Annotated in this window: 26 protein-coding genes; 19 read left to right on the top strand and 7 right to left on the bottom strand. The window is 71.9% G+C overall.

Annotation, left to right across the window (positions count from 1 at the left end; genetic code table 11):
* Window positions 1–9: 9 nt before the first annotated feature.
* Window positions 10–897, bottom strand: coding sequence for an ABC transporter ATP-binding protein (locus O7598_RS28080; RefSeq protein ID WP_269694216.1), 888 nt, complete (start codon window positions 895–897; stop codon window positions 10–12).
* A 146-nt stretch (window positions 898–1,043) separates the two neighbouring features.
* Between O7598_RS28080 and O7598_RS28075 the strand changes: the two genes are divergently transcribed.
* The 4 genes from O7598_RS28075 to O7598_RS28060 are packed head-to-tail and all read left to right on the top strand — an operon-like array spanning window position 1,044 to window position 3,268.
* Complete coding sequence (locus tag O7598_RS28075; protein WP_091062889.1) at window positions 1,044–1,364, top strand: type VII secretion target; 321 nt, start codon at window positions 1,044–1,046, stop codon at window positions 1,362–1,364.
* A 10-nt stretch (window positions 1,365–1,374) separates the two neighbouring features.
* Window positions 1,375–2,301: a WXG100 family type VII secretion target gene (locus O7598_RS28070; RefSeq protein WP_269694215.1), complete on the top strand. Its 927-nt coding sequence runs from the start codon at window positions 1,375–1,377 to the stop codon at window positions 2,299–2,301.
* Between the two features lie 9 nt (window positions 2,302–2,310).
* Window positions 2,311–2,664 carry a YbaB/EbfC family nucleoid-associated protein gene (locus O7598_RS28065; RefSeq protein WP_269694214.1) on the top strand — a complete coding sequence of 118 codons (354 nt, stop codon included), beginning with the start codon at window positions 2,311–2,313 and terminating at the stop codon, window positions 2,662–2,664.
* Window positions 2,665–2,668: 4 nt separating this feature from the next.
* Entirely contained in the window at window positions 2,669–3,268 is a 600-nt protein-coding gene (locus tag O7598_RS28060; RefSeq protein ID WP_269694213.1) for a hypothetical protein, read from the top strand.
* A 137-nt stretch (window positions 3,269–3,405) separates the two neighbouring features.
* Here O7598_RS28060 and O7598_RS28055 read toward each other — a convergent pair whose 3' ends face one another.
* Both O7598_RS28055 and O7598_RS28050 read right to left on the bottom strand, forming a co-directional pair.
* Complete coding sequence (locus O7598_RS28055) at window positions 3,406–5,412, bottom strand: HelD family protein (protein ID WP_269695005.1); 2,007 nt, start codon at window positions 5,410–5,412, stop codon at window positions 3,406–3,408.
* 205 nt (window positions 5,413–5,617) lie between these two features.
* Window positions 5,618–6,907, bottom strand: coding sequence for a hypothetical protein (locus tag O7598_RS28050; protein WP_269694212.1), 1,290 nt, complete (start codon window positions 6,905–6,907; stop codon window positions 5,618–5,620).
* A 245-nt stretch (window positions 6,908–7,152) separates the two neighbouring features.
* On the opposite strand from O7598_RS28050, the gene O7598_RS28045 reads away from it, so the two are divergent.
* The 3 genes from O7598_RS28045 (at window position 7,153) to O7598_RS28035 (ending at window position 10,008) form a co-directional block, all read left to right on the top strand.
* Complete coding sequence (locus O7598_RS28045; RefSeq protein ID WP_269694211.1) at window positions 7,153–7,734, top strand: ArsR/SmtB family transcription factor; 582 nt, start codon at window positions 7,153–7,155, stop codon at window positions 7,732–7,734.
* 42 nt (window positions 7,735–7,776) lie between these two features.
* Window positions 7,777–9,033 (top strand): MFS transporter, encoded by a 1,257-nt coding sequence (locus O7598_RS28040; RefSeq protein WP_269694210.1) that lies wholly within the window; start codon window positions 7,777–7,779, stop codon window positions 9,031–9,033.
* A 123-nt stretch (window positions 9,034–9,156) separates the two neighbouring features.
* On the top strand, window positions 9,157–10,008 hold the full coding sequence (locus tag O7598_RS28035) for a menaquinone biosynthetic enzyme MqnA/MqnD family protein (protein WP_332367394.1): 852 nt from the start codon (window positions 9,157–9,159) through the stop codon (window positions 10,006–10,008).
* Between the two features lie 17 nt (window positions 10,009–10,025).
* Here the strand turns inward: O7598_RS28035 and O7598_RS28030 are convergent, their stop codons facing one another.
* Entirely contained in the window at window positions 10,026–10,961 is a 936-nt protein-coding gene (locus O7598_RS28030) for a hypothetical protein (RefSeq protein WP_269694208.1), read from the bottom strand.
* Window positions 10,961–11,950 carry a hypothetical protein gene (locus tag O7598_RS28025; protein WP_269694207.1) on the bottom strand — a complete coding sequence of 330 codons (990 nt, stop codon included), beginning with the start codon at window positions 11,948–11,950 and terminating at the stop codon, window positions 10,961–10,963. Before O7598_RS28025 ends, O7598_RS28030 begins: the two co-directional genes overlap by 1 nt.
* A 372-nt stretch (window positions 11,951–12,322) precedes the next feature.
* Here O7598_RS28025 and paaA point away from each other — a divergent pair, with 372 nt between their 5' ends.
* Genes paaA through paaE form a run of 5 tightly spaced genes read left to right on the top strand, consistent with a single transcriptional unit; the run spans window position 12,323 to window position 16,116 of the window.
* Window positions 12,323–13,390 (top strand): 1,2-phenylacetyl-CoA epoxidase subunit PaaA, encoded by a 1,068-nt coding sequence (gene paaA / locus O7598_RS28020; RefSeq protein WP_269694206.1) that lies wholly within the window; start codon window positions 12,323–12,325, stop codon window positions 13,388–13,390.
* Between the two features lie 53 nt (window positions 13,391–13,443).
* Window positions 13,444–13,788 carry a 1,2-phenylacetyl-CoA epoxidase subunit PaaB gene (paaB, locus tag O7598_RS28015; RefSeq protein WP_442929940.1) on the top strand — a complete coding sequence of 115 codons (345 nt, stop codon included), beginning with the start codon at window positions 13,444–13,446 and terminating at the stop codon, window positions 13,786–13,788.
* Window positions 13,785–14,510 (top strand): 1,2-phenylacetyl-CoA epoxidase subunit PaaC, encoded by a 726-nt coding sequence (gene paaC / locus O7598_RS28010; protein WP_269694205.1) that lies wholly within the window; start codon window positions 13,785–13,787, stop codon window positions 14,508–14,510. The genes paaB and paaC overlap by 4 nt, the downstream gene beginning before the upstream one ends.
* A gap of 5 nt (window positions 14,511–14,515) precedes the next feature.
* The gene (paaD, locus tag O7598_RS28005; protein ID WP_269694204.1) at window positions 14,516–14,992 is read left to right on the top strand and encodes a 1,2-phenylacetyl-CoA epoxidase subunit PaaD; all 477 of its coding nucleotides are present in this window, start codon (window positions 14,516–14,518) and stop codon (window positions 14,990–14,992) included.
* Complete coding sequence (paaE, locus tag O7598_RS28000; RefSeq protein WP_269694203.1) at window positions 14,989–16,116, top strand: 1,2-phenylacetyl-CoA epoxidase subunit PaaE; 1,128 nt, start codon at window positions 14,989–14,991, stop codon at window positions 16,114–16,116. Before paaD ends, paaE begins: the two co-directional genes overlap by 4 nt.
* 188 nt (window positions 16,117–16,304) lie before the next feature.
* Here paaE and O7598_RS27995 read toward each other — a convergent pair whose 3' ends face one another.
* Together O7598_RS27995 and O7598_RS27990 are read right to left on the bottom strand one after the other, a co-directional pair.
* Window positions 16,305–16,832: a hypothetical protein gene (locus O7598_RS27995; RefSeq protein WP_269694202.1), complete on the bottom strand. Its 528-nt coding sequence runs from the start codon at window positions 16,830–16,832 to the stop codon at window positions 16,305–16,307.
* Window positions 16,833–16,870: 38 nt separating this feature from the next.
* Entirely contained in the window at window positions 16,871–17,266 is a 396-nt protein-coding gene (locus O7598_RS27990) for a hypothetical protein (protein WP_269694201.1), read from the bottom strand.
* Window positions 17,267–17,446: 180 nt separating this feature from the next.
* Between O7598_RS27990 and mqnC the strand changes: the two genes are divergently transcribed.
* From mqnC to O7598_RS27955, 7 genes are all read left to right on the top strand, one after another.
* Window positions 17,447–18,637, top strand: a complete 1,191-nt coding sequence (gene mqnC, locus O7598_RS27985) for a cyclic dehypoxanthinyl futalosine synthase (protein WP_091062863.1) — start codon at window positions 17,447–17,449, stop codon at window positions 18,635–18,637.
* Between the two features lie 271 nt (window positions 18,638–18,908).
* On the top strand, window positions 18,909–20,081 hold the full coding sequence (locus O7598_RS27980; RefSeq protein WP_269694200.1) for a hypothetical protein: 1,173 nt from the start codon (window positions 18,909–18,911) through the stop codon (window positions 20,079–20,081).
* A 198-nt stretch (window positions 20,082–20,279) separates the two neighbouring features.
* On the top strand, window positions 20,280–21,551 hold the full coding sequence (locus O7598_RS27975) for a cell wall anchor protein (RefSeq protein WP_269694199.1): 1,272 nt from the start codon (window positions 20,280–20,282) through the stop codon (window positions 21,549–21,551).
* A gap of 89 nt (window positions 21,552–21,640) precedes the next feature.
* On the top strand, window positions 21,641–22,354 hold the full coding sequence (locus tag O7598_RS27970) for a demethylmenaquinone methyltransferase (RefSeq protein ID WP_269694198.1): 714 nt from the start codon (window positions 21,641–21,643) through the stop codon (window positions 22,352–22,354).
* A 73-nt stretch (window positions 22,355–22,427) separates the two neighbouring features.
* The gene (locus O7598_RS27965; protein ID WP_091062857.1) at window positions 22,428–22,646 is read left to right on the top strand and encodes a hypothetical protein; all 219 of its coding nucleotides are present in this window, start codon (window positions 22,428–22,430) and stop codon (window positions 22,644–22,646) included.
* Window positions 22,647–22,780: 134 nt separating this feature from the next.
* Window positions 22,781–24,055 (top strand): geranylgeranyl reductase family protein, encoded by a 1,275-nt coding sequence (locus O7598_RS27960; protein WP_269694197.1) that lies wholly within the window; start codon window positions 22,781–22,783, stop codon window positions 24,053–24,055.
* 132 nt (window positions 24,056–24,187) lie between these two features.
* The gene (locus O7598_RS27955) at window positions 24,188–24,553 is read left to right on the top strand and encodes an NADH-quinone oxidoreductase subunit A (RefSeq protein WP_089154551.1); all 366 of its coding nucleotides are present in this window, start codon (window positions 24,188–24,190) and stop codon (window positions 24,551–24,553) included.
* The last annotated feature ends 10 nt before the right edge of the window (window positions 24,554–24,563 follow it).

Here is a 24,563-nt window from a genome sequence, read left to right as displayed (position 1 = left end):
GGCGGTCTCCTAGGCGGGGGTGGGCGCGGGCCGGTCGCCGGCCGTGATGGCGAGGAACGCCTCCTCCAGCGAGGTGGGGCGCACCTCCAGGTCCTGGAACGCCGCCCCGGTGGCGACCAGGTCGCGGACGAGCTGGTCGGCGTCGGTGGTGAGCAGGTGGAACCGCCCGTCCACGCGTTCGGTGGCGACCACCCCGGGCAGCGCCGGCAGGTCGTCGGCGACCAGGCTGACCCGGCGTACGCCGACGATGCCGCGGATCGCCGCCACCGAGTCGTCGGCGAGCACCCGACCGTGGCCGATCACCACGACCCGCTGGGCCAGCGCCTCCACCTCTTCCAGGTAGTGGCTGCTCAGCAGCACGGTGCCCCCTTCGGCGTGGAAGCCGCGGATCGACTCCCAGAGCGCGTGCCGGGCCTCCACGTCCAGCCCGGTGGTGGGTTCGTCGAGCAGCACCAGCCGGGGCCGGCCGACGAACGCCAGTGCCACCGCGAGCCGGCGGCGTTGCCCGCCGGAGAGGCCGCCGGTCTGCCGGCGGACCTGGTCGGTGAGGCCGAAGCGGTCGAGCAGCTCGCCCCGGGGCACCGGGTCGGGATAGTGGGCGGAGACGAAGTCGACCACCTCGCCGACGCGCAGCGTGCCGGGCAGCCCGGTCTCCTGCGGGGTCACCCCGAGCTGCCGCCGGCTGGCCGGGTCGCGCGGGTCGCCGCCGAGCAGCTCGACCCGGCCGGCGGTCGGGCGGCGCAGCCCCACCAGCAGGTTCATCAGCGTGCTCTTGCCGGCGCCGTTCGGGCCGAGCAGGCCGACCAGCTCCCCGGCCCGGACGGTCAGGTCGACCCGGTCCAGGGCCAGCACCTCGCCGTAGCGGCGGCTGACCTGTTCGGCGCGGGCCAGGATCATGGTGGCTCCTCGGGCGGCGGGGGTGTCTCCCCTGTCTACCGTGCCGTCGCCACTCGCACCGCCCCCTGCCGGGGTGCGCGCATCACCTAGTCTGTGGACGCCGTCGACGACGGCGGTAGTTTCCGACCGGACACTGGGGAGGGTCCGTGACCAGTCCGAGCAGGAATCTCGACGTCCAGCCGGAGGCGTTGACGGCGTTCGCCGCCGCCTCGCGGGACCGGGCCACCCGCTTCCGCGAGCTGCACCGGGTGTTCCGCGACGGGCACGTGGCCCGGCACTCCTTCGGCGTGATGCCCGCGTCGTTCAGCCTCGCCGCCGCGTACGCGGAGCAGTTCGAGGCCTGCCTGCAAGGGCTGGAGGAGGGCGCGGAGGTGATGGCCGACATCGCCGAGGGGATGACCGACACCGCCGACGCCTACACCGGCACCGACGTGGCGACCACCGACATGTTCACGCCGGGCGCCTGAGGGGGCACCGATGAGCACCGAGGCGCTTCAGCGCAACAAGACCTACTTCGAGCAGATCGTGTCGGGCACGCCCGACCCCTTCAAGCCGCTCTCCAACGCGGTGCTCTGGCCGTTCGAGCAGTTGCTGGAACTGGTCGCCGGTGAGCCGGACGACCTGATGCAGGCCGCTCAACTGGCGCTGACCACCGGCGAGGCGGTCCGGCAGATCGCCGGCGACCAGGTCGCCGACCGGGCCCGGCTGCGTGGTGCCTGGGACGGCGACGCGGCGGAGAAGTTCCACGCCTCGATGGAGTCCGTCGAGGAGGCGATCGAGGAGCTGGCCAAGGGGCTGGACGGCACCAAGGAGGTGCTCGTCGACGCCGCGAACGCGGCGGTCGACGCGTTCAACCTGCTGGTCGAGCTGATCCTGGAGTTCCTGCTCTGGTTCCTGACCGAGGTGATCATCGCCGCGGTGGCGGCCGCGCTCAGTGCCGGCGTGACCCTGGCGGCCACCGTGGTGCGGGTGTTGGCCCGGCTGGCCACCACGGTCGGTCGCATGGTCAAGATCGTGGCGCGGTTCGCGGAGATCCTCACCAAGCTGGTGACCAAGCTGGAGAAGGTCGCCGAGCTGCTCACCCGCTACCGCAAGCTGGTGATGGAGCTGCGCAAGGCCAAGAAGGCGTACAAGGCGTGGAACAAGTCCGGCTACACGAAGGAGGCGTTCGCGTTCAAGATGAAACGGACCGCCATCCTGTTCCCCGGGAAGTTCGCCATCAACCAGGCGTCCCCGGTGAACATCCCGGGCATCGGCGGGGCCCTGCTCGACACCGGCGTCGGCCTGCATGACGTCTCCGACGGTCACAAGGATCGCAACTACCTGGTGGACGGCACCTACCGCGAGGATCTCGGCCCCTACACCAGGGGCGTGCAGAACGTGTTCGACTCGATCGTGAACTGAGAGGCAGCCATGACGTTCCCGGCCCTGGACCGGATCGAGGCGCTGGCCCGCAACCTGGACGGGTGGCAGCGTGAGCTCGGCGCGCGGATGGCCGAGCTGGAGCAGAGCAGCGCCGAGGGCGCGAGCGACTCCGGCCTGGTCACCGTCGTGGCCGCCGCCGACGGCAGGATCCTCTCCACCGAGATCAACGCGCGGGCCATGCGGTTCGACTCCTACACGCTGGCCGAGGAGTTCACCGCCGCGGCCAACCGGGCCCAGGAAGCCGCAGCCGCCCGGGTGCGCGAGATCGTCGGCGAGGTGATGGGCAACGCCCCGGCCGCGGAGCGCCGTGCCGACGACGGCTACGGCCACGACCGATACTGAGCCGATGGACGAGTCCAGATACCGCGAGGCGATCGGCCGGCTCGTCGAGCCGGGCGAGCGCGTGCTGGCCCAGGCCAAGGCCGACGTCGGCGGCGGCCTCACCCCGCCACCGCCGCCCGAGCCGGAGCCGGCCGCCGGGCCGGGCCGGCGGACCGTCGGCTCGGTGCTGCTGAACGTGCTCCTGCCGCTGGCCACCTGGGAGCGGGGTGACCGGTTCGTCGACCTGGTGGGCTGGGGGATCGCCGGTCGCGGCGCGTCCGGCTCGGCCGCGTCCCGGCTGCACCGGGCACTGACCCCACCCGGGGCCGACCTCAAGGTCCGGGAGACCCTGCTCGCGGTGACCGACCGCCGGCTGCTGGTCTGCCGCACCGGCGGTGTCACGCTGCTGGCCGGGCGGGACGCCGAGGAACGGGCGCTGGCCGAGACCGAGGTGGTCTGGTCGGCGTCCCGGGCGGACGTCGCCTCCGCCCGGGTCGGCTGGCACCGGCTCAACCCGAAGCGGCTCCGGATCGACTTCACCGACGGGTCCTGGCTCGCCTTCACCGTGCCGATCGCCGAGTCGGGCGCGCCGCTGCGCGCCGTCGCCGCCGCGCTCGCGGCCTGACCGACGCCGGCCGGCCCGCACCGTCGCTCGCCCCGCGCCGCGCCGCGTCCGCCGGGCCTGACCGACGCCGGCCGGCCCGCACCGTCGCTCGCCCGGCGCCGCGCCGCGTCCGCCGGGCCTGATCGACGCCGGGCCGGTCAGCCGGCCAGCGGCGCGGGCAGCGGGTCGCGGTGCAGCACCGCCAGCCGGGAGACCGCCCGGGTCAGCACCACGTAGAGGCGGTGCAGGCCGCGCGGCTCGGCGGCCACGATCGCGGCCGGCTCGACGACCACCACGTGGTCGTACTCCAGGCCCTTGACCAGCGTCGCCGGCACCACCGTGACCCGCGCCGCGGCCTCGACGTCGTCGACGGTCGCGGTCGCCACGCCCGCGTCGGCGAGCGCCGCGCGGAGCCGCTCCACCGCGTCGTCGGCCGCGATCACCCCGACCGAGCCGTCGTACGCCAGCGCCGCCCGCACCTCGGCCACCGTCGCGGCCGTCAGGTCCTCGGCGGTACGCACGTCGAGCGACCCGTCGTGGCGCAACGACCGCGCCGCCGGCACGTCGACGGCGAGCGCGGGCAGCAGCCGGTTCGCGAACGCCACCACGGCGGCCGGCACCCGGAAGCCGACGCTCAGCGGCACCACCGCGGCGTCCGGCTTGCCCAGATGGGTCAGGGACTCGCGCCAGTCGGTCGCCGCCCAGGGCGAGGTGCCCTGGGCCAGGTCGCCGAGGAGCGTGATCGAGCCGTGCTCGCTGCGGCGGGCGATGGCCCGGCACTGCATCGGGGAGAGGTCCTGTGCCTCGTCGACCACCACGTGGCCGAAGCCGCCGGCCCGTTCCAGCAGCCCGGCGACCTCGTCGACGAGGACGGCGTCCGCGGCGGTCCAGCGGGTCGCCTTCGGGGTACGCCCGACCTTGCCGGCCCGGAACAGCTCCTGCTCCTCGACGGTGAGCAGCCCGTCGGCCGCCGCCGCGAGCGCGTCGGTGTCGGTGCGCAGGAGGTGCACCAGGCCGTCCGGGGTGAGCGCCGGCCAGACCGTGTCGAGCAGGTCGGTGACCGGCTTGATCCGGCTCATCCGGCGCAGCCAGGCGTCGGAGGGCGACTCGGCGCGGCGGGCCTCGGCCTGGCGTTGCAGCAGCCCCACCACCCGGGCCCGGACCCGGTCCCGGCCGGTGGCGTACGGCAGCCCTTCCGCGCGCGTCTCGGCGACCACCCGGTGCAGCGGGTCGAGGCCGATCCGCCAGCGGAACGAGCCGTCCGACACCATGATCGGCTCGGTCGGCGTACCGATGTGGGCGTCGACGGCGCGGCGCAGCACCTCGGCCATCCGGATGTCGTGCTTGAGCGCGGCGGCGGCCGGCTCGTCGACGGCGCGGACCGGCACCCGGGCGACCAGGTCCTCCACCGTCGCCTGCTCGACCTCGACCTCGCCGAGCGCCGGTAGCACCGCCGCGATGTACGACAGGAACGCGCGGTTCGGCCCGACGATCAGCACGCCGGACCGGCGCAGCCGTTCGCGGTGCAGGTAAAGCAGGTAGGCGGCGCGGTGCAGCCCGACCGCCGTCTTGCCGGTGCCCGGCGCGCCCTGGACGCAGATCGAGTCGGCCAGGTCGGCCCGGACCAGTTCGTCCTGCTCGGGCTGGATGGTGGCGACGATGTCCCGCATCGGGCCGACGCGGGGGCGTTCGATCTCGGCGGTGAGGATCCGGCTGGCCCTGCCGAGTTCCTCGCCCCGGTCGAGGTGTTCGTCCTCGAAGCTGGTCAGCACGCCGGAGCTGAACCCGAACCGCCGCCGGGTCCGGACGCTCTGCGGGTCCTTGACGCTGGCCTGGTAGAACTTGCGCGAGATGGGCGCCCGCCAGTCCAGCACCATCGGCTCGCCGGCCACGTCGGTGACGTGCCGCCGGCCCACGTGGAACTTCTCCTCGTCGATGTCGAGCCGGCCGAAGAAGAGCGGGGTGTCGGGGCTGTCCGCCAGCTCGGCGATCCGTCGGGCCAGGTGCCGCCCGAGCGTCTCCGCCGCGTACGCGTCGCCGGCGACCTGATCCCCGGTCGAGAACAGGTTCTCGGCGTGCTCCCGCATCCGCCGGAGCGCTTCGCGGGAGGCTTCCAGATGCACTCGCTCAGCGGCGAGCTCGTCTTCCAGTGCGGGCACGTGGATTTCCTTCAGGGAATCTCAGCTGCTGCTCGCTCGCGTATCCGGGAGCAACCCGGCGCGTCGGGACGTCCGCTGCGGTGCCTGTCTCACCTCGGCCGTCAAGCGGCCCACCACTTTACGCACCGGCGCGGGCGGGCTCCACCGAATTCACGGGAACGGGCACCGGGAGCGTATGACAGCGCCCCCGGTGCCCGGCTGACAGTGCTGGTCAGATCACCTTGACCTTGGTGCTGACCGCGGTCTGGTAGAAGTCGGGCTGGCTGGCGAAGCGCGCCCGCCAGAACCCGGACTGCGCGGACGGGATGGTGGCGTTGAACTCGTACCTCCAGTCGGTCTCGACCACGCGGACGGTCGTCCAGGGTGCCTTGCCGTCGGGCGAGTACTGGATGTCGACCATCGCCGTCTGGGGATAGAACGGGCTGAACTCCATGCGCCCGCTGACCGAGACGCCGACGCCGTCGGCGGCGCGGGCGGCGGAGAACGACGAGAACGAGGCCGGCTGGAGCACCGTGATGGTTCCGGTCTGCGCGCTCGGCGAGGCGATGAATGGATCATCCGAACTCACACTGACCCGGTAGAAGCCGGTCCGGTACGGCGCGACCTCGATCTGGTAGCGGCCCTCGGCGTCGGTCGTCGGATAGTCCGACCAGGGGCACGTCGACTCGTCGTAGCAGAACAGCACGCCGAACTGCTTGTTGGCGAAGGGCCGCCAGCCGTCCGGAGCGCGCCAGGTGAGCTGGCCGGTCAGGGTGACCGTCTCGCCGGCCTTGACCTTGGCCCGGCTCGCCGTGACGGTGGCCCGGGCGGAGGCCGGGGAGATGCCGACCGGCAGCTCGGCGGAGTTGCCGCTCAGGTAGCCGATGTGGTCGTTGTCGTAGGAGTAGTAGGCGTAGACGGAGCCGGCGGCGTCGAGGTGCAGCGGCCCCGAGAAGGTGCCGTCGGCAAGCGTGGTGGCCGCGCCGAAGTCGCCGGGATACGACGAGAGGTTGACCGGGAAGCCGGCCAGCGGCTCGATGTGGCCGTCGCCGGGCCAGCGGCCGAGCAGGCGCCCGCTGAGCGTGACCTCGCGTCGGGCGTAGGTCAGGGTCGCCGGCTTGGCCACGACGCGGTCGAACGACGTGGCCACGAAGTAGGCCAGGCTGCCGGCGTCGGTCCGCGACGTGCGCTGCCCGTCGTTGTCGGTGACCTCGATGTCGACCCGGTAGCCGCCCAACTGGGCCAGCTGGAACCGGTCGGTGGTGAACCAGGTGCTCGTGGCACCGTCGCTCGACTCGATCTCGAAGCCGTCGGTGTCGGCGACCTCCTGCTGCGTCGCGTAGGACACGATGTGGGCGCGGATCGAGGCGACGCCGCTGTCGGACGTCACCGAGACCCGCAGGCGGCCCAGGTCGTTGTCGATGCTGTTGGCCCAGTTGACGACGGGTGGATCGGCTGCGAAGGCGGGCACCGAGAGCCCGGTCGCGCCGACTATCGCCGCGGTCGCCGCGACAATTGCCATCCTGAAACGCCGCACAGGTTCCTCCCATGGGTGCAGTCGCGCAGATTTTAGGCTCGGCCGTCGCGTCGCGATGCCCCGTGAACCGGCGCGTGCCGATGGTGCGGCCGAACGGGTGGTCGGCCCCGCCGAACATGCGGCCGGGACGGATCTTCGCCCCCGTCGACCGGCCTTTCGGCCGTCGACGCCACCTCGCCCGCCGGTGGGGCCCGTCCCGCCGGGGAGGTGCGGGCGGCAATCATGGAGGCATGACCGAGGCGCGTTCCGAGAAGCACCGGGTGACGATCAGCGACCCGCAGGTGATGCGGGCCCTGGCCCATCCCGCCCGAATGGCGATCATGGAACATCTCAGCGCGGGGGAGAGTGGTGCGACCGCCACCGAATGCGCCGAGATAGCCGGCCTCTCGCCGAGCGCCACCAGCTACCACCTGCGCGAGTTGGCGAAGTTCGGTCTGGTGCGGGAGGCGGCCGGGCGGGGCGACGCCCGGGAACGGGTGTGGCAGGCGGTCAACCCGTCGTACTCGGTGGAGGCGGGGCCGGACGCCGACCCGGAGACGCACGCCGCCGAGGCGGCCCTGGTGGAGGCGCACCTGGTGCGGGACGCGCAGCGGGTCCGGGACTGGATGCGCCGGGCGCCGGACCAGCCGCGCGAATGGTACGAGGCGACCTGGTTCAGCGACAGCGTGCTGGTGCTGACCGCCGAGGAGTTGGCCGAGCTGAACGAGTCGGTCCGGGCGCTGACGTTGCCGTACCGGCAGCGGGTCCGGACCGATCCGCCGGCGGGCGCGCGCAAGGTGGCGGTGCAGTACCGGGCGATGCCCATCGACTGAGACGGGTTGCGTACGCCTGGTGTGAAGGATTATTTTCGAAGTATGTCCTTCACACCTGGCTCGTCGCGCTGGTCGGACGTCTGGCTCGCCACCACTGCCCGCGGTCTCTCCAGCTGCGGCGACTTCCTCGCCGCCACCGCGTTGACCCTGGCGCTCCAGTCCGCCGGAGCGGGCGGCCTCGCCGTCTCCGGGCTGCTGCTCGCCGCGACGCTGCCGCTTGTCGCGCTCGCCCCGCTGACCGGCCGGCTGGCCGACCGGGTGGACAGCCGGGTGCTGTTGGTCGGCACCGGCCTGGTCCAGGCCGCGATCTGCGTGGCGCTCGCCTATGCGAAGGACCCCGTTCTGGTCGTCGCGCTGGTGGCGCTGCTGGCCACCGGGCTCGCGATCACCCAGCCGGTGCTCGCGGCGCTGGTGCCGGCGATGGTCCGGGCCGAGGACCTGCCCCGGGCCGGCGCGCTCAACCAGACCGCCGGCACGCTGGGCGCGCTGGCCGGGCCCGCGCTGGCCGGGCTGCTCGTCGGGCAGTACGGCACCCGGGTACCGCTGCTCGTCGACGCGGTCAGCTACCTCGCGCTGGTCCTCGCCGCGCTGCTCATCCGTACCCGACGGGGTGGCCGATCCACGGCGGCGGCCGGCGCCGCCGCGGCGCCCACGCCCGGCTGGCGGCTGCGGCGCGACCCGTTGCTGATGGTCATGGTCGGCAGCGTGGCCGCGGTGGTCGGCGCGGTCGGGGCGATCAACGTGATCGAGGTCTTCTTCATCCGGGAGACCCTGCACAGCTCCACCACCGTGTACGGCCTGGTCACCGGCTCCTGGACGCTCGGCATCGTGCTCGGTGCCTGGCTGTTCGCCCGGGTGGCCCGCCGGCTCGCGGACGACGGCGCGCTGCTCGGTGCCGGGCTGGTGCTGCTCGGCGGCTGCTGCCTGGCGGTGCTCGCCTCGGCGGCGGTGCCGTCGGCGTGGATCCTCGTGCCGATCTGGCTGCTCGGTGGCGTGGCCAACGGCGGCAACAACGTCTTCGACAACCTGCTGCTGGCCCGCCGGGTGCCCGACGCGGCCCGAGGCCGGGCGTTCGCGGTCTTCGGCGCGGCGGTGCAGGGCGGCGGGATGGCCGGCTACCTGGTCGGCGGCCTGTTGCTGGAGGTGGCCGAACCCCGGCCGCTGGTCGCCGGCTGCGGCGTGGTCGGCCTGCTGGTCGTGGTGGCACTGGCCTGGCCGGTCCGCCGCGCGGTACGCGCCGAGCGCGCCGCCGTCGCGCCGGCACCCGCCGCGGCGCCGGTCGCCGGGATGAGCGGTTAGGAGGGGGCCCCCTCCTCTACCGGAGGCGTTAAGAAGGGGCCCCTCCTTCCACCCGGTGCGGGATGGACCACTCCGATGGCTCCCTGCGGGGCGGCGCGCCGCCGGCGGGGATACGGTCGGGGCATGGCCGACCGCATCGCCCGCCCCCGGGTGGGGCACATCCAGTTCCTCAACTGCCTGCCCATCTACTGGGGGCTGATGCGGTCCGGCGCGCTGCTCGACGTCGACCTGCACAAGGACTCGCCGGACAAGCTGAGCGCCGACCTGGTCCGCGGCGACCTCGACATCGGCCCGATCACGCTCGTGGAGTTCCTGAAGCACGCCGACGAACTGCTGCTCCTGCCCGACCTGGCGGTCGGCAGCGACGGCCCGGTGCTCTCGGTCAACATGGTCTCCACCCGGCCGCTGGCCGAGCTGGACGGCGCCCGGGTGGCGCTGGGCTCCACCTCACGCACCGGGGTGCTGCTGGCCCAGGTGCTGCTCGCCGAGCGCTACGGGGTGCGCCCGGAATACTTCCGCTGCCCGCCGGACCTGACCCAGATGCTGCTGGAGGCCGAGGCCGGGGTGCTGATCGGCGACGTGGCGCTGCGCGCGCTGTACGAGGCGCCCGGCAAGGGCCTCGCGGTGACCGACCTCGGGCAGGCCTGGCACGAGTGGACCGGGCTGCCGATGGTGTTCGCCGTCTGGGCGGTCCGCCGCGACTTCGCCACCGCCCACCCGGGCCTGGTCAAGGAGGTGCACGAGGCGTTCCTGCGCTCGCGTGACCTGTGCCTGGCCGAGCTGGACCAGGTGGCCGAGGCGGCGGCCCGCTGGGAGCCGTTCGACGCGGCGACGCTGGCGACCTACTTCCGCACGCTCGACTTCTCGCTTGGCGAGCGGCAGGTGGCCGGGCTCCGCGAGTTCGCCCGCCGGGCGGCCGCGTACGGGGAGGTGCCGGCGTTGCCGCCGGGCGGACCGGAGTTCTTCCAGGGCTGAGCGCGCGGAGGCGCGACTCAGTTGGCCGGGCGCATCAGCGCCTCGGTGATCTGCTCGCAGGCCTTCATGCCGTAGTCCCACCCGCCGACGCTGAACGGGCTCTTGACCATCACGCCCATCGTCCAGGTGTCGCCGATCGCCAGGCAGTTGACGTGGTATTCCTTTTCCTTCTGCCGGTCGATCCAGCCATTCTTGATGGCGATCTTCTTCTGCTCGGCGGCCGGGAACGCCTTGCGGATGCCGAAGTCGCCGTCGCCGCGCACCAGCCGCATCTCGTTGAGCAGCCACTTGGTCCACTTCGGCCCGGCCGCCCGCCCGTCGTCGATGCAGAGGCCGAGTCGCGCGGTGTCGCGGGGCGACAGCAGCGTACGGCTCCAGCCGCCGTCGGCGGCGACCTTGCTGTCGGTCAGCTTGCAGATCGAGATCAGCCGCTTGATCGAGGCCGCGCTGCCCACGCTCTCGTAGAACTCCTGGGCCCGGGTGTTGTCGCTGTCGCGGATGATCCGGGTGGCGTCGGCGAGTTTCGCGTCGCTCGGGGTCTTGCCGTCCTCGGCGCTGCGGCGCAGGTAGTCGGCGACCACCCAGGACTTGATCAGGGACGCGGTGGTGCTGGTCTCGCCCATGTTCTTCGAGCCGATGATCTTCCCGGTGCGCTTGTCCAGCACGGACCAGGCGTACCAGCCCTCGAGGTCGAGGTCGTCGAGATCCTGGGCCTGGAACGGCAGCGGCTCCAGGGACCGCGCCGGCGCCGGCGCGGGCCGGGCGTTGCGGTCGGTGGGCTGGGTGGTGGACCGCTCGCCGGCCGGGTCGGGGTGCGACGCGGCGGTCTGCTGCAACGGCGACCCGGGGACCAGCCGCAGCGAGAGGACCAGCAGGCCGACCAGGGCCACGGCCACGGCGGTGAACGCCAGCGGGCGATGGTGGCTGCCGGGCCGACGCCGGGCGCCGGCCATCAGAGCTTCCCGACCGGCTGCTGCGGCACCTTGAGGGCGGCACCCGGTTGCGGGGTGACGAGCTGCGTGGCGACGCTCGCGCAGACCTTCGAGCCGTACGCCAGGCCGGAGGCCATCGGGTAGCGCATCATCACCGCGAGACTCCACTTGTCGGTGACCGCCAGGCAGTTGACGTGCCAGTTGCGATCGTAGAAGAGAGCGGTCCAGCCGTTCTTGATGGCCACCGGGCCCTGGGCCTTGATCGAGGCGGGTAGGCCGTCGACGATGCCCCACTTACCGCCGCCGGACTTCTCCTGCTGGTTCTTGATGCTGCCCCGGACGTTTGCCATCTCGTTCAGCACCCACTTCGTCCACTTGGGCCCGGCGGCCTTGCCGTCGGCGATGCAGTCGCCGAGCCGGACCGCGTCCCGGGGGGACATCTGGGTGAAGCTCCACCAACCCAGGTTCGTGGGCACGGTGCCGGCCTTCGTGTCGGTCAGGCCGCAGATCTTGACGGCCCGCTGGAGCACCGGGTTCAGCTTGTTGCCCGGTTGCTTCTGGTAGGAGCCGCCGGCCGCCCGGTAGACCATGTTGGCGCCGTCGTCGTTGCTGTCCCGGATGGCCACGCTCGCCGCCTTCTTGAGCGCGGCGGTCGGCTCCTCGTCGCCGAGCTGGCGCAGGTAGTCGGAGACGATCCAGGTCTTGAGCATCGACTCGGTGGAGCTGGTCTGGCTCATGTTCTTCGCGCCGGTGACGGCGCCGGTCTTCCGGTCCATCAGCGCCCAGGAGAAGAACTCGCCCTTGAAGTTCACCGAGACCGGGGCGTCGGCCAGCGTCGGGGGCGGCGGCGCGGTGGGGATGGGCGCCGGCACCTGCTCGCCGGCGCCGACGCCGCCGAGGGTGCTGAGGCCGTCTCCGCCGGAGAGCTTCGCGTACGCGGCGGGCACCAGCATGCCGCCGCCGACGAGGACCGCCACGACGGCGAGCACCATGGTCACGCGAGGTCGCATGAGTGGGTGAACTCCAGATGTCTGGCCGGGGGGACCGGCGCTTGCGCATGTCTTCGGCCCCGATCGCCACAAGGCCGGGGGACGGTGGCCTGAGCGGTGGCGATCAACGGCAGCCGATCGGTGTGCCGGGGGAAGTCTACTTCCGGACCGGCCAACCGCCAGATCCCGACACCCGGCGACTCGCCAGGTGGGCGGGACATTGAGCCGCTATGCCGCCCTTAGGGGGTTTCATCTTCGACAAGTGGTCGACGTCACAGCCGTTTGCCCAGGTCAGGGGCGACCACGGCGAGCGCTGGCCCGGTCACCGAAGGTGGTGTCGGAATCCTGTTACACCCTCTGGTGTCATCCGGCGCGAGCTGTAACACTGGCTTCATGTATGGCAATGACTTCGCCCCACCCGAGGACGCTCCGGGCGGCGGCCTGCTCGGCGAGGTGGAAGCCGCGGAGGCGGCGCTGCGCGAGGCGGCGGCGCGGGCCCGTCGCGGCGCCCCCGCGCCGGACGAGGACGTCGAGGCCTACTTCACCGACGTGATCGACGCCGACCAGAAGATCGAACCCCGGGACTGGATGCCCGAGGCGTACCGCAAGACGCTGATCCGGCAGATCGCCCAGCACGCGCACTCCGAGATCATCGGCATGCAGCCGGAGGGGAACTGGATCAGCCGGGCCCCGTCGCTCAAGCGCAAGGCCATCCTGCTGGCCAAGGTGCAGGACGAGGCCGGCCACGGGCTCTACCTCTACGCCGCCGCCGAGACGCTCGGCATCAGCCGGGACGAGCTGGTGGACCTGCTGCTCGACGGCCGGCAGAAGTACAGCTCGATCTTCAACTACCCGACCCTGACCTGGGCCGACGTCGGCGCGATCGGCTGGCTCGTGGACGGCGCGGCGATCGTCAACCAGGTGCCGCTGTGCCGCTGCTCCTACGGCCCGTACGCCCGCGCCATGATCCGGGTCTGCAAGGAGGAGTCGTTCCACCAGCGCCAGGGCTACGAGATCCTGCACACGCTGGCGCACGGCACCGAGGCCCAGAAGGCGATGGCCCAGGACGCGGTCGACCGCTGGTGGTATCCGTCGCTGGCCATGTTCGGCCCCCCGGACGGCGACTCCACGCACAGCGCCCAGTCCATGGCCTGGAAGATCAAGCGTTTCTCCAACGACGAGCTGCGACAGCGTTTCGTCGACATGTGCGTCGGTCAGGCGGAGGTGCTCGGCCTGACCATTCCCGACCCGGACCTGCGCTGGAACGACGAGCGCCAGGCGTACGACTACACCCAGCCCGACTACGCCGAGCTGATGCAGGTGATCAAGGGCAACGGGCCGTGCAACCGGGAGCGGATGACGCACCGGCAGCGGGCCCACGCCGACGGCGCGTGGGTACGGGAGGCCGCCGCGGCGTACGCCGCCAAGCGGGCGGAGCGGAAGGAGCCGGTGGCGGCATGAGCGAACGCACCGAGCGAAGCGAGGGCCGTGAGGCCATGCCCGGTCGGCCCGGCATGAGCGAACGCACCGAGCGAAGCGAGGGCCGTGAGGCCATGCCCGGTCGGCCCGGCATGAGCGGTCAGTCCTCACCCCTGTGGGAGGTCTTCGTGCGGGCCCGGCGCGGCCTGTCGCACACCCACGTCGGCAGCCTGCACGCCCCCGACGCCGAGCTGGCACTGCGCAACGCCCGCGACCTCTACACCCGCCGCCAGGAGGGCGTCTCCATCTGGGTGGTGCCGGCGAGCGCGATCACCGCGTCCAGCCCGGACGAGAAGGACGCCTTCTTCGACCCGGCGGCCGACAAGGTCTACCGCCACCCGACGTTCTACGAGGTGCCGGACGGGGTGTCGCACCTGTGACCACGGTCTTCGACTTCACGCTCGGCCTCGGCGACGACGCGCTGGTCGCGGCGCAGCGGCTCGGCGAGTGGACCACCCGCGCGCCGGAGATGGAGGAGGACATCGCGCTGGCCAACATCGCCCTCGACCAGCTCGGCGCGGCCCGGCTCCTGCTCACGTACGCCGGGGAGCTGGAGGGCGCCGGCCGGGACGAGGACGCCCTCGCCTACCTGCGCGACGACCGCGAGTTCCGCAACTGCCTGCTGGTCGAGCTGCCCAACGGCGACTTCGCGGTGACCATGGCGAAGCTGTTCTTCCTGGCCGCCTGGCAACTGCCGCTCTACACCGCGCTGGCCGGCTGCGCCGACGAGCGGCTGGCCGCCATCGGCGCGAAGGCGCGCAAGGAGTCCGCGTACCACCTGGACCACGCCTCGCTCTGGATGAAGCGCCTCGGCGACGGCACCGACGAGTCGCACCGTCGCGCCCAGGACGCGGTCGACCAGGTGTGGCCGTACGTCCACGAGCTGTTCGTCGCGGCCCCGGCGGCGCCGGCCGACCCGGCCACCCTGCGGGCCGACTTCGACGCCACCGTGGCCGCGGTGCTGGACGAGGCGACGCTGACCCGCCCGGAGACGGGCTGGGCGCCCGGCGGCGGCCGGGACGGCCTGCACACCGAGCACCTGTCCTATCTGCTGGCCGAGATGCAGGTGCTGCACCGCGCCCACCCAGGGGCGACATGGTGACCACGGTGACCGACGCCAGGGCGGCCGTGGCGGCGGTGGTGGACCCGGAGATCCGGGTCATCACCATCGACGAGCTGGGCATCCTGCGCGCGGTCGAGCGGGAGCCGGACACCGGCCGGGTCGTCGTGACCATCACCCCCACCTACACCGGCTGTCCGGCGATGGACGTGATCCGCGCGGACATCCGCCGGGCGCTCGTCGCCGCCGGCCATCCGGACTGCGAGGTCCGCACCGTCTACCACCCGGCCTGGAGCACCGACTGGATCTCCGAGCGGGGCCGGGCCAAGCTGGCCGCCGCCGGCATCGCCCCGCCCGCCCCGCGCGGCGACGACACCGTGGTGCCGTTGACCCTGGCGGTCCGCTGCCCGCGCTGCGGATCCCCGGAGACCACGCAGGTCAGCCGGTTCGGCTCCACCGCGTGCAAGGCGCTGTGGCGCTGCCGCTCCTGTTCCGAACCCTTCGACCACCTGAAGGCGCTGTGACTGTCACCATCACCCGGCCGGTCCGCCGCCGGCCGGTCTTCCACCCGCTGCCCGTCGCGGCCGTCGACCGGCTCACCGACGACTCGGTGTCGATCACCTTCGCGGTGCCCGAGGAGCTGCGGGAGACGTTCGCGTTCCGGGCCGGGCAGCACCTCACGGTCCGCCGCCCGGCCGTCGCGGACGACCCGGAGGCCGAGGAGGCGCGGCGCTCGTACTCGATCAGCTCCACCCCGGACGAGCTGGCCCGGCACGGCCGGCTGCGGATCGGGGTGCGCGAGGTCCCCGGCGGGGCCTTCTCCGCGTACGCCTGCGGCGCGCTGCGCGGGGGCGACACCATCGAGGTGCTGCCGCCGCTCGGGCACTTCACCTCCGCGTTCGACCCGGACCGGGTCCGCCGGTACGGCGCGGTGGTCGCCGGCTCCGGCATCACGCCGGTGCTCGGGCTGGCCGCGACCGCGCTGGCCGTCGAGCCGGAGAGCACCTTCACCCTGGTGTACGGCAACCGCACGGCGAACACGGTGATGTTCGCCGAGGAACTGGCCGACCTGAAGGACCGCTATCCGAGCCGGCTGCACCTGGTGCACGTGCTCTCCCGCGAGATGGGCGAGTCGGCGCTGCTCTCCGGCCGGATCGACGCCGATCGGCTGACCCGGCTGCTCGACACCGTGGTCCCGGGTGACGAGATCGAGGAGTGGTTCCTCTGCGGCCCGTACGGGATGGTGGAGGACGCCAAGGCGGTGCTGGCCGGGCGCGGGGTGCCCGACAAGGCGGTGCACACCGAGCTGTTCCACGTGGACTCGGCGGCGGAGCCGGCCCGGCGCCCGGTCGAACGGCCCGGCGTGGAGTCCGGCACCGAGGTGACGCTGCTGCTGGACGGGCGCTCGTCGCGCTTCACCATGGGCCGCGACGAGCGGGTGCTGGACGCGGCGCTGCGGGTGCGGGGGGAGCTGCCGTACGCCTGCAAGGGCGGGGTCTGCTCGACCTGCCGGGCCCGGGTCACCGACGGTGAGGTGACCATGGCCCGTAACTATGCCCTGGAGCCGGACGAGGTCGCCGCCGGCTACGTGCTGACCTGCCAGTCCAGCCCGGTGACCGACAAGGTGACGGTCGACTACGACGCGTGATGCGGCCGGCGAGCCCATCGGCAGCGGCGCTGAGTCGTACCTTCGGGCCCGCCAAACGTGGCATTGCCTTGTCCGAACGGTTCGGACAGCGGTAACCTTTCAACTGCCAGGGGCATTAGCTCCGTGGAAGTGGACCCGGCAGCCTTCCGGACGGTGGGTGAGCCGGGTCTCGCGCTGTCTCTGGACGTTCAGACCGGTCGCGACTCACTGATCATGCGGCGGATGGAATCCCTCCAGCGTCCGCCCTTGGCCCAGCACCAAGCCACCGCGTCGGGAATCGCCAGCAGGCACTCTTCGTGGGCACGGAGCTGGTCATAGCGAAGCGCGCCATCTACCCCACACTTCCTGACCTGCTCGAAGAGCAGGCGCTGATCAGCTCGGAAGGTCGAGTCGTCACGTTCCAGGACAAGGCGAACGGCCCCGATCTTCGCTGAGTGATCGACCAAAGAGACGAGACAGGCTTCACGAGCGCCTCGCGCGTTGCGGTGCGCCTTCGCGTCGAAGATGACGACGTGGGCGGGTAGCGCGAGAAATCGGTCGATGATCTGACGGCGCCGATCGTCCCTCTCCTTGTGGAAGTGGATGCGACGCTGGCCGGGCAGGATCAGATCACGAGTCACCCGGCGTGCAGCGGCTAGGTCGGCCGCAGGCACGACCACGGCGGCGACGATGAGACCACGTTCCTTGGTCTCATCGACGAAGACGTGCGCGGTCATGGGGCGACGGCCTTTCTCTCGCTGCTTAGGGGGCCGGGTCAGGCGTTGACGATTTCCCTGATGAGGTCGAGCTTCTGTCGGTGGCTCAGCCCAGCGGGGCTCCTCGTACCGATGACCTCGAGTTCCTTCCGGACGTCGCAGTCGTCGGGGTGAAGCACGGCGTCGATCACACGTGCTCGGGGAGTGCTGTCCCGGGAGTAGATCCAGACCGTCTGCCATTGGCGTGGCTCGGTGTTGAGTGCTGCGTCGAGCCTGTCGGCGGGGAAGAAGCCAAGGCCAGTCGCCCGAAGCGTGTCAGCGATCTCGGCGAGAACCCAACGCCCGAGCTTCCTGTAGCCCAACTCGTCCCGCAACTCGCCGAGGGTCGCTTCCGTTAGTCCGCCGTCCGCTTGGCATCGTGCGGCGATACCCGGAGCGGTGTCCGTTTCGCTCATGTCGCGTCCAATGCTGCCGGTGGATGTCAAACAAGATAATGCGTCTGTCTTCTATGTTTTGTCAATCATCAACGAACATTATATTTCGATCTTGAAAATAAATTTCGAGGTAGCGGCGCTGGATCACACAGATGAGACCGGCAGGACGAGCCCCTCCCGAGGCGACGTAGGCTCGGAGGCGTGACGGTGAGCCGGGAGATCGACGACATCCTGCAGCGTGGCGCGGACGGTGGGCGGATCACGCCCGAGGAGGCCCTGCTGCTCTACACCGAGGCGCCCTTCCACGCGCTGGGCGAGGCGGCCGACGCGGTGCGGCGGCGCCGCTACCCGGACAACATCGTCACGTACCTGATCGATCGCAACATCAACTACACGAACGTCTGCGTGACGGCGTGCAAGTTCTGCGCGTTCTACCGGGCCCCCAAGCACGCCGAGGGCTGGACCCACCCGACCGAGGAGATCCTGCGCCGCTGCGGCGAGGCGGTCGAGCTGGGCGCCACCCAGGTCATGCTCCAGGGCGGGCACCACCCCGACTACGGCGTGGACTACTACGAGGAGCTGTTCTCCTCGGTCAAGCAGGCCTACCCGCAGCTCGCCATCCACTCGATCGGCCCGAGCGAGATCCTGCACATGGCGAAGGTCTCCGGCGTGAGCCTCGACGAGGCCATCGCCCGGATCAAGGCCGCCGGGCTGGACTCGATCGCCGGCGCCGGCGCCGAGATGCTGCCGGACCGGCCGCGCAAGGCGATCGCCCCGCTGAAGGAGTCCGGCGCGCGCTGGCTCGAGGTGATGGAGCTGGCGCACCGGCAGGGCCTGGAGTCGACCGCGACCATGATGATGGGCACCGGCGAGACCAACGCCGAGCGGATCGAGCACCTGCGGATGATCCGGGACGTGCAGGACCGCACCGGCGGCTTCCGGGCCTTCATCCCGTGGACCTACCAGCCGGAGAACAACCACCTCAAGGGCCGCACCCAGGCGACCGCGCTGGAATACCTGCGCCTGATCGCGGTGGCCCGGCTCTTCTTCGAGACGGTGCCGCACCTGCAGGCGTCCTGGCTGACCACGGGGAAGGACGTCGGGCAGCTCGCCCTGCACATGGGCGTGGACGACCTCGGCTCGATCATGCTGGAGGAGAACGTCATCTCCTCCGCCGGCGCCCGGCACCGGTCCAACCTGCACGAGCTGATCGGCATGATCCGGTCGGCCGACCGGATCCCGGCCCAGCGGGACACGCTCTACCACCGGCTCGCGGTGCACCACACCCCCGCCGACGACCCGAGCGACGACCGGGTGGTCTCGCACTTCTCGTCGATCGCCCTGCCGGGCGGCGGCGCGGGCCGATCGCTGCCGCTGGTCGAGGTGAACTGAGCGCTCGGCGAGCGTCTCCGCACCGCGTGTGACGGCACGCGGTCGGTCGAACGGCTGATGGTTGCTGAGCTAACGGGTCCTTCCGGCGGGCCGGTCGTCCGGCCGCCGGGAGGGGCGCAGCGGAGCAAGAGCGATCAATTCGGACCACCCTTAAGCGATCCTTAGGTGTGCAGGTGGTGAACGTCCGCCGGATGGGATGGCGGGGAAGATCGTGGACCGCTAATGTCCCCGCCCGTACCCTTTCCTGCACCCCACGGGGGGAACCACTTCCATGCTTATCCGTAGTCGCGTGCTCGCCGGTGCCACCGGTGTCCTCGCCGCCGGCCTCTTCGCCGCGCCGGCGATGGCCGAGCCCAACTCGGCCGACCTCGCCATCGAGGCCACCGGCACCACGATCGCCGTGGGCGCGCCCGGCAAGACCGCCAGCGTCTCCCTGGTGAACAAGAGCAAGGTGGACGCCAAGGGCATCCTCGTCGGGCTGGACATCAGCAAGCTGGACACCGCCAAGGTGGACATCGACGAGTCCGGTTGCAACAAGCGCGAGGACGGCATCATCCTCTGCGGCATCGAGGGCGACGTGCTGAAGGCCGGCGCGGACGTCGACTGGGGCTTCCCGCTGAAGCGCAAGGGCGCCGGGGTCGGCGACGCCGGCGAGATCAGCGCCATCATCCTGCACGACGGCCCGGACCCGGACGAGTCCAACAACGAGGTGACCGTCAAGGTCAAGGTCGAGGGCACCGGCCCGGACCTGACCGTGGTCGCGTCCGACGTGGACAAGGCCGTCAAGGTCGAGGGCAACAAGATCGCGGTGGTCGGTGACCTGCACGCCGGCGAGACCGCCCAGCTCATCTACAGCACCTGGAACCAGGGCGACGCCACCGCGGCCGGCCTGAAGATCGCCGTCAAGCTGCCCAAGGGCGTGACGTTCGCCGAGGCCGAGGAGGGCTGCGTGGACGACGCCGCCAAGTCCTCGCGGGTCTGCACCTACCAGGACCTGGACTTCATCCCGGAGTCGAAGGACAAGCCGGGTGACGACCAGATCGCCGGTGGCCGCTTCTTCCACCTGCTCACCGTCGGCAAGGACGTCAAGGCCGGCAGCCTGAGCGGCGGCAAGGTCACGGTCGAGGCCCTGGGCAGCCAGTCGCTGACCGCCCGGGTCGCGGGCCGCAGCGCCCTGCCGGCGAACGCCGAGGCCGCCGCGCCCGTCGAGGTCGACGCGACCGACAACACCGACGCGTACGCTGTCGTGGTCGCCGCCGCCCAGGGCGGTTCCGGCGGTGGCGACGGTGACGACGACGGTGGCCTGCCGGTCACCGGTCCGCAGGCCGGCCTGCTCGGCGGCGTCGGCGTGGCCGTGCTGGCCGCCGGTGGCGCGCTGTTCATGGCCGCCCGCCGTCGCCGCGTGGTCCTGGTGACCCCGGGTGACGAGAAGTCGACCGTCTGACGGTTGTCCTCCATCGGCCCATGAGGGCCGTTCACATAACGCACCGCGGCAGGGGCGGGATGGGTGACCATCCCGCCCCTGCTGTTCGCCGAGGCAGGTAGGAATCCCATCCGCGCAGCGCTGGCGCTACGCCGCGCCGCTCCGGTACCGTCCGTTCGTTCCGTGCCTGATCGGCACGTCCCTACCCCCGGGGGAACCATGACCAACCGTTACCGATCCACACTGGCGCGTGCCGGCGTGGTGGCCCTTCTCTCCTCCGCCGCGCCGGTCGCGTTCGGGGCGCCGGCCCAGGCGGCCGACCTGGCCGACCTGGTGCTCGCCCCGATCAGCACCAGCGTGGCCAAGGGTGTGACGGCGGCCCAGGCCAAGCCCTTCAAGTTCACCGTCACCAACGTCGGCACCGCCACCGCCAAGGACGTCTACTACCGGGTCAAGGTGGACGGCCTCAAGCCGAAGCGGGTCGGCTACCTGAGGTCGGCCGGCTGCACGGCAGCCTCCGACGCCATCTACAACTGCCCGCTCGGTGACCTGCCCGCCGGCACCAGCGAGGACTTCGGCATCCCGCTGTTCAGCACCGGTGGCAAGGGCGACGGCGGCGTGCTGGCCGTCGGCGTCTACACCGCCACCCCCCAGCCGAACACCGCCGACGACATCGTCGAGGTGCCGATCCAGGTCACCAAGCCGGGCTACGACCTGACCGCCTGGGTGCAGGACATCCAGGACAACGTCGTGGTCAACGGCGCGGTCCAGGACGAGCCGGACCTGAAGCCGGTGCGCCGGGGCAAGACCGTCCCGCTGGACTGGGCCGCCTACAACGACGGCAGCCAGCCCGCCACCGGGATCGTCTACGGCCTCACGCTGCCCTCCGGGGTCGCCTTCGTCGACCTGCCGGAGGGGTGCGTACGCCAGGAGGTCCTCGGCAAGCAGCAGGCGCTCTGCCAGGACGACGGCGCGGTGATCCGGCCCGGCCAGTACTACACCGCCGGCGTCAGCGTCCGCGTCGGTGACGACGTGACCGAGACCGTGCTGCACGAGGGCGACTTCTTCGCGTACGGGCTGGACCGCGCCGAGGGAGCGCCGGAGGAGGCGCCCAAGGCCGCCGGCTCGGCGCAGCGGCGCGCCTTCGGCGAGGTCGACGAGTTGGACAACCACACCATCTTCGAGGCGTTCGTCGACCTCTCCGCCGAGCCCACGCCCGGCCCCAGCGGCACGCCGACCCCGACGCCGACCGTTACGCCGACGGCCGAGCCGACCCCGAGCGGCAGCGCGACCGCGGCACCGACCCCGACCACGGGCGGCGGCAGCGGCGGTGGCGCCGGCGACGGCGGCCTGCCGGTGACCGGTATGCAGGTGGGCCTGATCGGCGGCATCGGCGCGGTCGTGCTCGCCGCCGGCGCGGCGCTGCTGATGCTGTCCCGGCGTCGCAAGGTGGTCCTGGTCGCGCCGACCGACGAGCGCACCGAGGACTGAGCCGGTCGGATCGGACATGGCGGGGGCGAGGTGGGCGACCACCTCGCCCCCGCGCCGTACCCGGGGTGGGGTGCTGGCAGAGTGGAGGGGTGAACAGTCGTTCCCCGCACGGCGGGCGCGCCAGCCTGGAGAAGCAGCCGCACGAGGTCGCCGCCATGTTCGACGGCGTGGCGGCCCGGTACGACCTGACCAACACCGTGCTCTCCTTCGGGCAGGACCGGTCCTGGCGGCGGGCCACCCGGGCGGCGCTCGGGCTGCGTCCCGGCGAGCGGGTACTCGACGTGGGCGCCGGCACCGGCGTCTCCACCGAGGAGTTGGCCCACTCCGGCGCGTACGCGGTCGGCGCCGACCTGTCGTTGGGCATGCTGTACGCCGGCAAGCGCATCCGCCCGGCGGTGCCGCTGCTGGCCGGGGACGCGTTGCGGCTGCCGTTCGCCGACGCGAGCTTCGACGCGGTGACCATCTCCTTCGCGCTGCGCAACGTGAACGACACCGACGCGGCCCTGCGTGAGCTGGCCCGGGTCACCCGGCCGGGCGGGCGGCTCGTGGTGTGCGAGTTCAGCACCCCGGTCAACCGGGCGTTCCGGACGGTCTACCTGTCGTACCTGATGCGGTCGCTGCCGGTGGTGGCCCGGGCGGTGTCGAGCAATCCCGACGCCTACGTCTATCTCGCCGAGTCGATCCGGGCCTGGCCGGACCAGGCGGCCCTGGCGGCCCGCGTCGGCGCCGCCGGTTGGGGCCGGGTGGGGTGGCGCAACCTGACCGGGGGCGTGGTCGCCCTGCACCGCGCGGTCCGGAACTGATCGCCCGGCCGGGTCCGCCGGCCATTTCGTGAATGTCGGACTTCGCGCTGGTTCGCGCCGTAGGCTCGCGCCCATGACGGGATCCGACCACACCGCCACCGACGACGACGCCGCCGAGCTGATCGCGCAGCTGAGGGAGCTGGCCGGCGCGGATCCCGCGGAGGTCCGTCAGGTGGTCGCCGAGGTGCTGGCGGCGCTGGACCGGGCGGCCGGCGGCGCGTTGCGCGACCACCTGCCCGAGACGATCCGGCTCGACGCCGGCCTGGGACCGGCCGCGCCGGCCCGCCCGTGACCGATCTCCACCTTCTTACCGGCTGGTTTCCGAGAAGTTAGGCCCCCCTGGGCGCATACAGGTGTAACGCCGGTCATAGACTCCAACCCGATCGGCTTGTGAAGCATTTCACGAGCATGCGGGAGGAGGCGCGGATGACCGCGGTGGAGAACGACGCCGACGTCATCGTCGTGGGCGCCGGTCCCGGAGGATCGGCCACGGCATACCACCTGGCGCGGCACGGCGTACGCGTGCTGCTGCTGGAGAAGACGGAGTTCCCCCGGGAGAAGGTCTGCGGCGACGGGCTCACGCCCCGCGCCGTGCGGCAGCTCGTCCGGATGGGCGTGGACACCTCGCCCGAGGCCGGTTGGCTGCACAACAAGGGCCTGCGGGTGATCGGCGGCGGGGTCCGCCTGGAGCTGGACTGGCCCGACCTGGCCAGCTTCCCCAACTACGGCCTGGTCCGGACCCGGCTCGACTTCGACGACCTGCTCGCCCGGCGTGCCGTCGCCGCCGGCGCGGAGCTGCGTACCGGCGTGAACGTCCTCGGCCCGGTGCTCGACGCCGACGACCGGGTGACCGGCGTGCAGGCCGAGGTCGGCCCGGGCAAGGAGCCGGCCACCTTCCACGCGCCGCTGGTGGTCGCCGCCGACGGCGTCTCCGGCCGCTTCCCGCTCGCCCTCGGCATGGCCAAGCGGGAGGACCGGCCGATCGGCGTGGCGGTCCGCCGCTACTACCGCTCGCCGGCCAAGCACGACGACGACTACCTGGAGTCCTGGCTGGAGCTGCGGTCCAAGGGCAACGACGCGTTGCTGCCCGGCTACGGCTGGATCTTCGGCCTCGGCGACGGCCGGGTCAACGTCGGCCTGGGAGTGCTCAACTCCTCCTCGGCCTTCGGCAAGACGAACTACCGCAAGCTGCTCACCGACTGGTTGGCCAACACCCCGGAGGACTGGGGGATGACCGACGAGGCCAACGCGGAGGGGCCGATCCTCGGCGCCGCGCTGCCGATGGGCTTCAACCGGGTCCCGCACTACAGCCGGGGCGTGCTGCTCGTCGGCGACTCCGGCGGCATGGTCAACCCGTTCAACGGCGAGGGCATCGCGTACGCGATGGAGTCCGGCGAACTGGCCGCGGAGGTCGCCGTGCAGGCGCTCGCCCGCCCGGCCGGCGCCGAGCGGGAGCGGGCGCTGATGGCGTACCCGCAGGAGCTGAAGGCCCGCTTCGGCGGCTACTACCGGCTCGGCGGGATCTTCGTGAAGCTGATCGGCCGCCCCGAGGTGATGCGGATGGCCACCAAGCACGGCATGCCGCACCCGCTGCTCATGCGCTTCGTGCTGAAGCTGCTGGCGAACCTCACCGACCCGCGCGGCGGGGACGCGATGGACCGGGTCATCAACGCCATGACGAAGGTGGCGCCGGCCGTGTAGGAGACCACCGCCCGGGGCCACCGCCCACGGGTCGGACGGAGATCGACCCCCGCCGACCGCTGTCGTCAGGGACGTGAATAGTGTGATTTTGGCCAACCACCGAGGTCAGGGAAGGACGAGCAGGGGACAACGATGACGCTCTCTCCTTATGCACCCATCATCGGGCTGTTCGCCCTCGCCGCGGGGTTCGCGCTGTTCTCCGTGGCCGCCGCCCGATTCGCCGGCCCCCGGCGTCTGAACAAGGCCAAGCTCGAGGCGTACGAGTGTGGCATCGAGCCGAGCCCGCAGCCGGTCGGCGGCGGCCGGTTCCCGATCAAGTTCTACCTGACGGCGATGCTCTTCATCGTCTTCGACATCGAGATCATCTTCCTCTACCCCTGGGCGGTCTCCTTCGACGCCCTGCCGATCTTCGGCTTCGTGGAGATGGTCATGTTCATCGTCGCGGTCTTCGTCGCCTACGCCTACGTGTGGCGGCGCGGCGGCCTGGACTGGGACTGAGGAGGTAGCA

Source organism: Micromonospora sp. WMMC241, from assembly GCF_027460165.1.
In the GTDB taxonomy this organism is placed as follows: Bacteria; Actinomycetota; Actinomycetes; order Mycobacteriales; family Micromonosporaceae; genus Micromonospora; species Micromonospora humi.
The sequence above is the reverse complement of the archived record's forward strand: the minus strand, read 5'-3'. Positions and strand labels throughout refer to the sequence as shown.

Excerpts from the sequence above, each read along its gene's own strand:
- O7598_RS27960 (WP_269694197.1), top strand. The coding sequence starts at position 22,781 with ATGACCGCGGTGGAGAACGACGCCGACGTCATCGTCGTGGGCGCCGGT.
- O7598_RS28065 (WP_269694214.1), top strand. The coding sequence starts at position 2,311 with ATGACGTTCCCGGCCCTGGACCGGATCGAGGCGCTGGCCCGCAACCTG.
- paaA (WP_269694206.1), top strand. The coding sequence starts at position 12,323 with ATGTATGGCAATGACTTCGCCCCACCCGAGGACGCTCCGGGCGGCGGC.
- O7598_RS27975 (WP_269694199.1), top strand. The coding sequence starts at position 20,280 with ATGACCAACCGTTACCGATCCACACTGGCGCGTGCCGGCGTGGTGGCC.
- O7598_RS28025 (WP_269694207.1), bottom strand. The coding sequence starts at position 11,950 with ATGCGACCTCGCGTGACCATGGTGCTCGCCGTCGTGGCGGTCCTCGTC.
- O7598_RS28060 (WP_269694213.1), top strand. The coding sequence starts at position 2,669 with ATGGACGAGTCCAGATACCGCGAGGCGATCGGCCGGCTCGTCGAGCCG.
- O7598_RS28070 (WP_269694215.1), top strand. The coding sequence starts at position 1,375 with ATGAGCACCGAGGCGCTTCAGCGCAACAAGACCTACTTCGAGCAGATC.
- O7598_RS28030 (WP_269694208.1), bottom strand. The coding sequence starts at position 10,961 with ATGGCCGGCGCCCGGCGTCGGCCCGGCAGCCACCATCGCCCGCTGGCG.
- O7598_RS27955 (WP_089154551.1), top strand. The coding sequence starts at position 24,188 with ATGACGCTCTCTCCTTATGCACCCATCATCGGGCTGTTCGCCCTCGCC.
- O7598_RS27990 (WP_269694201.1), bottom strand. The coding sequence starts at position 17,266 with ATGAGCGAAACGGACACCGCTCCGGGTATCGCCGCACGATGCCAAGCG.
- paaB (WP_442929940.1), top strand. The coding sequence starts at position 13,444 with ATGAGCGAACGCACCGAGCGAAGCGAGGGCCGTGAGGCCATGCCCGGT.
- O7598_RS28040 (WP_269694210.1), top strand. The coding sequence starts at position 7,777 with ATGTCCTTCACACCTGGCTCGTCGCGCTGGTCGGACGTCTGGCTCGCC.
- O7598_RS28035 (WP_332367394.1), top strand. The coding sequence starts at position 9,157 with ATGGCCGACCGCATCGCCCGCCCCCGGGTGGGGCACATCCAGTTCCTC.
- O7598_RS27995 (WP_269694202.1), bottom strand. The coding sequence starts at position 16,832 with ATGACCGCGCACGTCTTCGTCGATGAGACCAAGGAACGTGGTCTCATC.
- O7598_RS27980 (WP_269694200.1), top strand. The coding sequence starts at position 18,909 with ATGCTTATCCGTAGTCGCGTGCTCGCCGGTGCCACCGGTGTCCTCGCC.
- O7598_RS27965 (WP_091062857.1), top strand. The coding sequence starts at position 22,428 with ATGACGGGATCCGACCACACCGCCACCGACGACGACGCCGCCGAGCTG.
- O7598_RS28050 (WP_269694212.1), bottom strand. The coding sequence starts at position 6,907 with ATGGCAATTGTCGCGGCGACCGCGGCGATAGTCGGCGCGACCGGGCTC.
- O7598_RS28045 (WP_269694211.1), top strand. The coding sequence starts at position 7,153 with ATGACCGAGGCGCGTTCCGAGAAGCACCGGGTGACGATCAGCGACCCG.
- O7598_RS28080 (WP_269694216.1), bottom strand. The coding sequence starts at position 897 with ATGATCCTGGCCCGCGCCGAACAGGTCAGCCGCCGCTACGGCGAGGTG.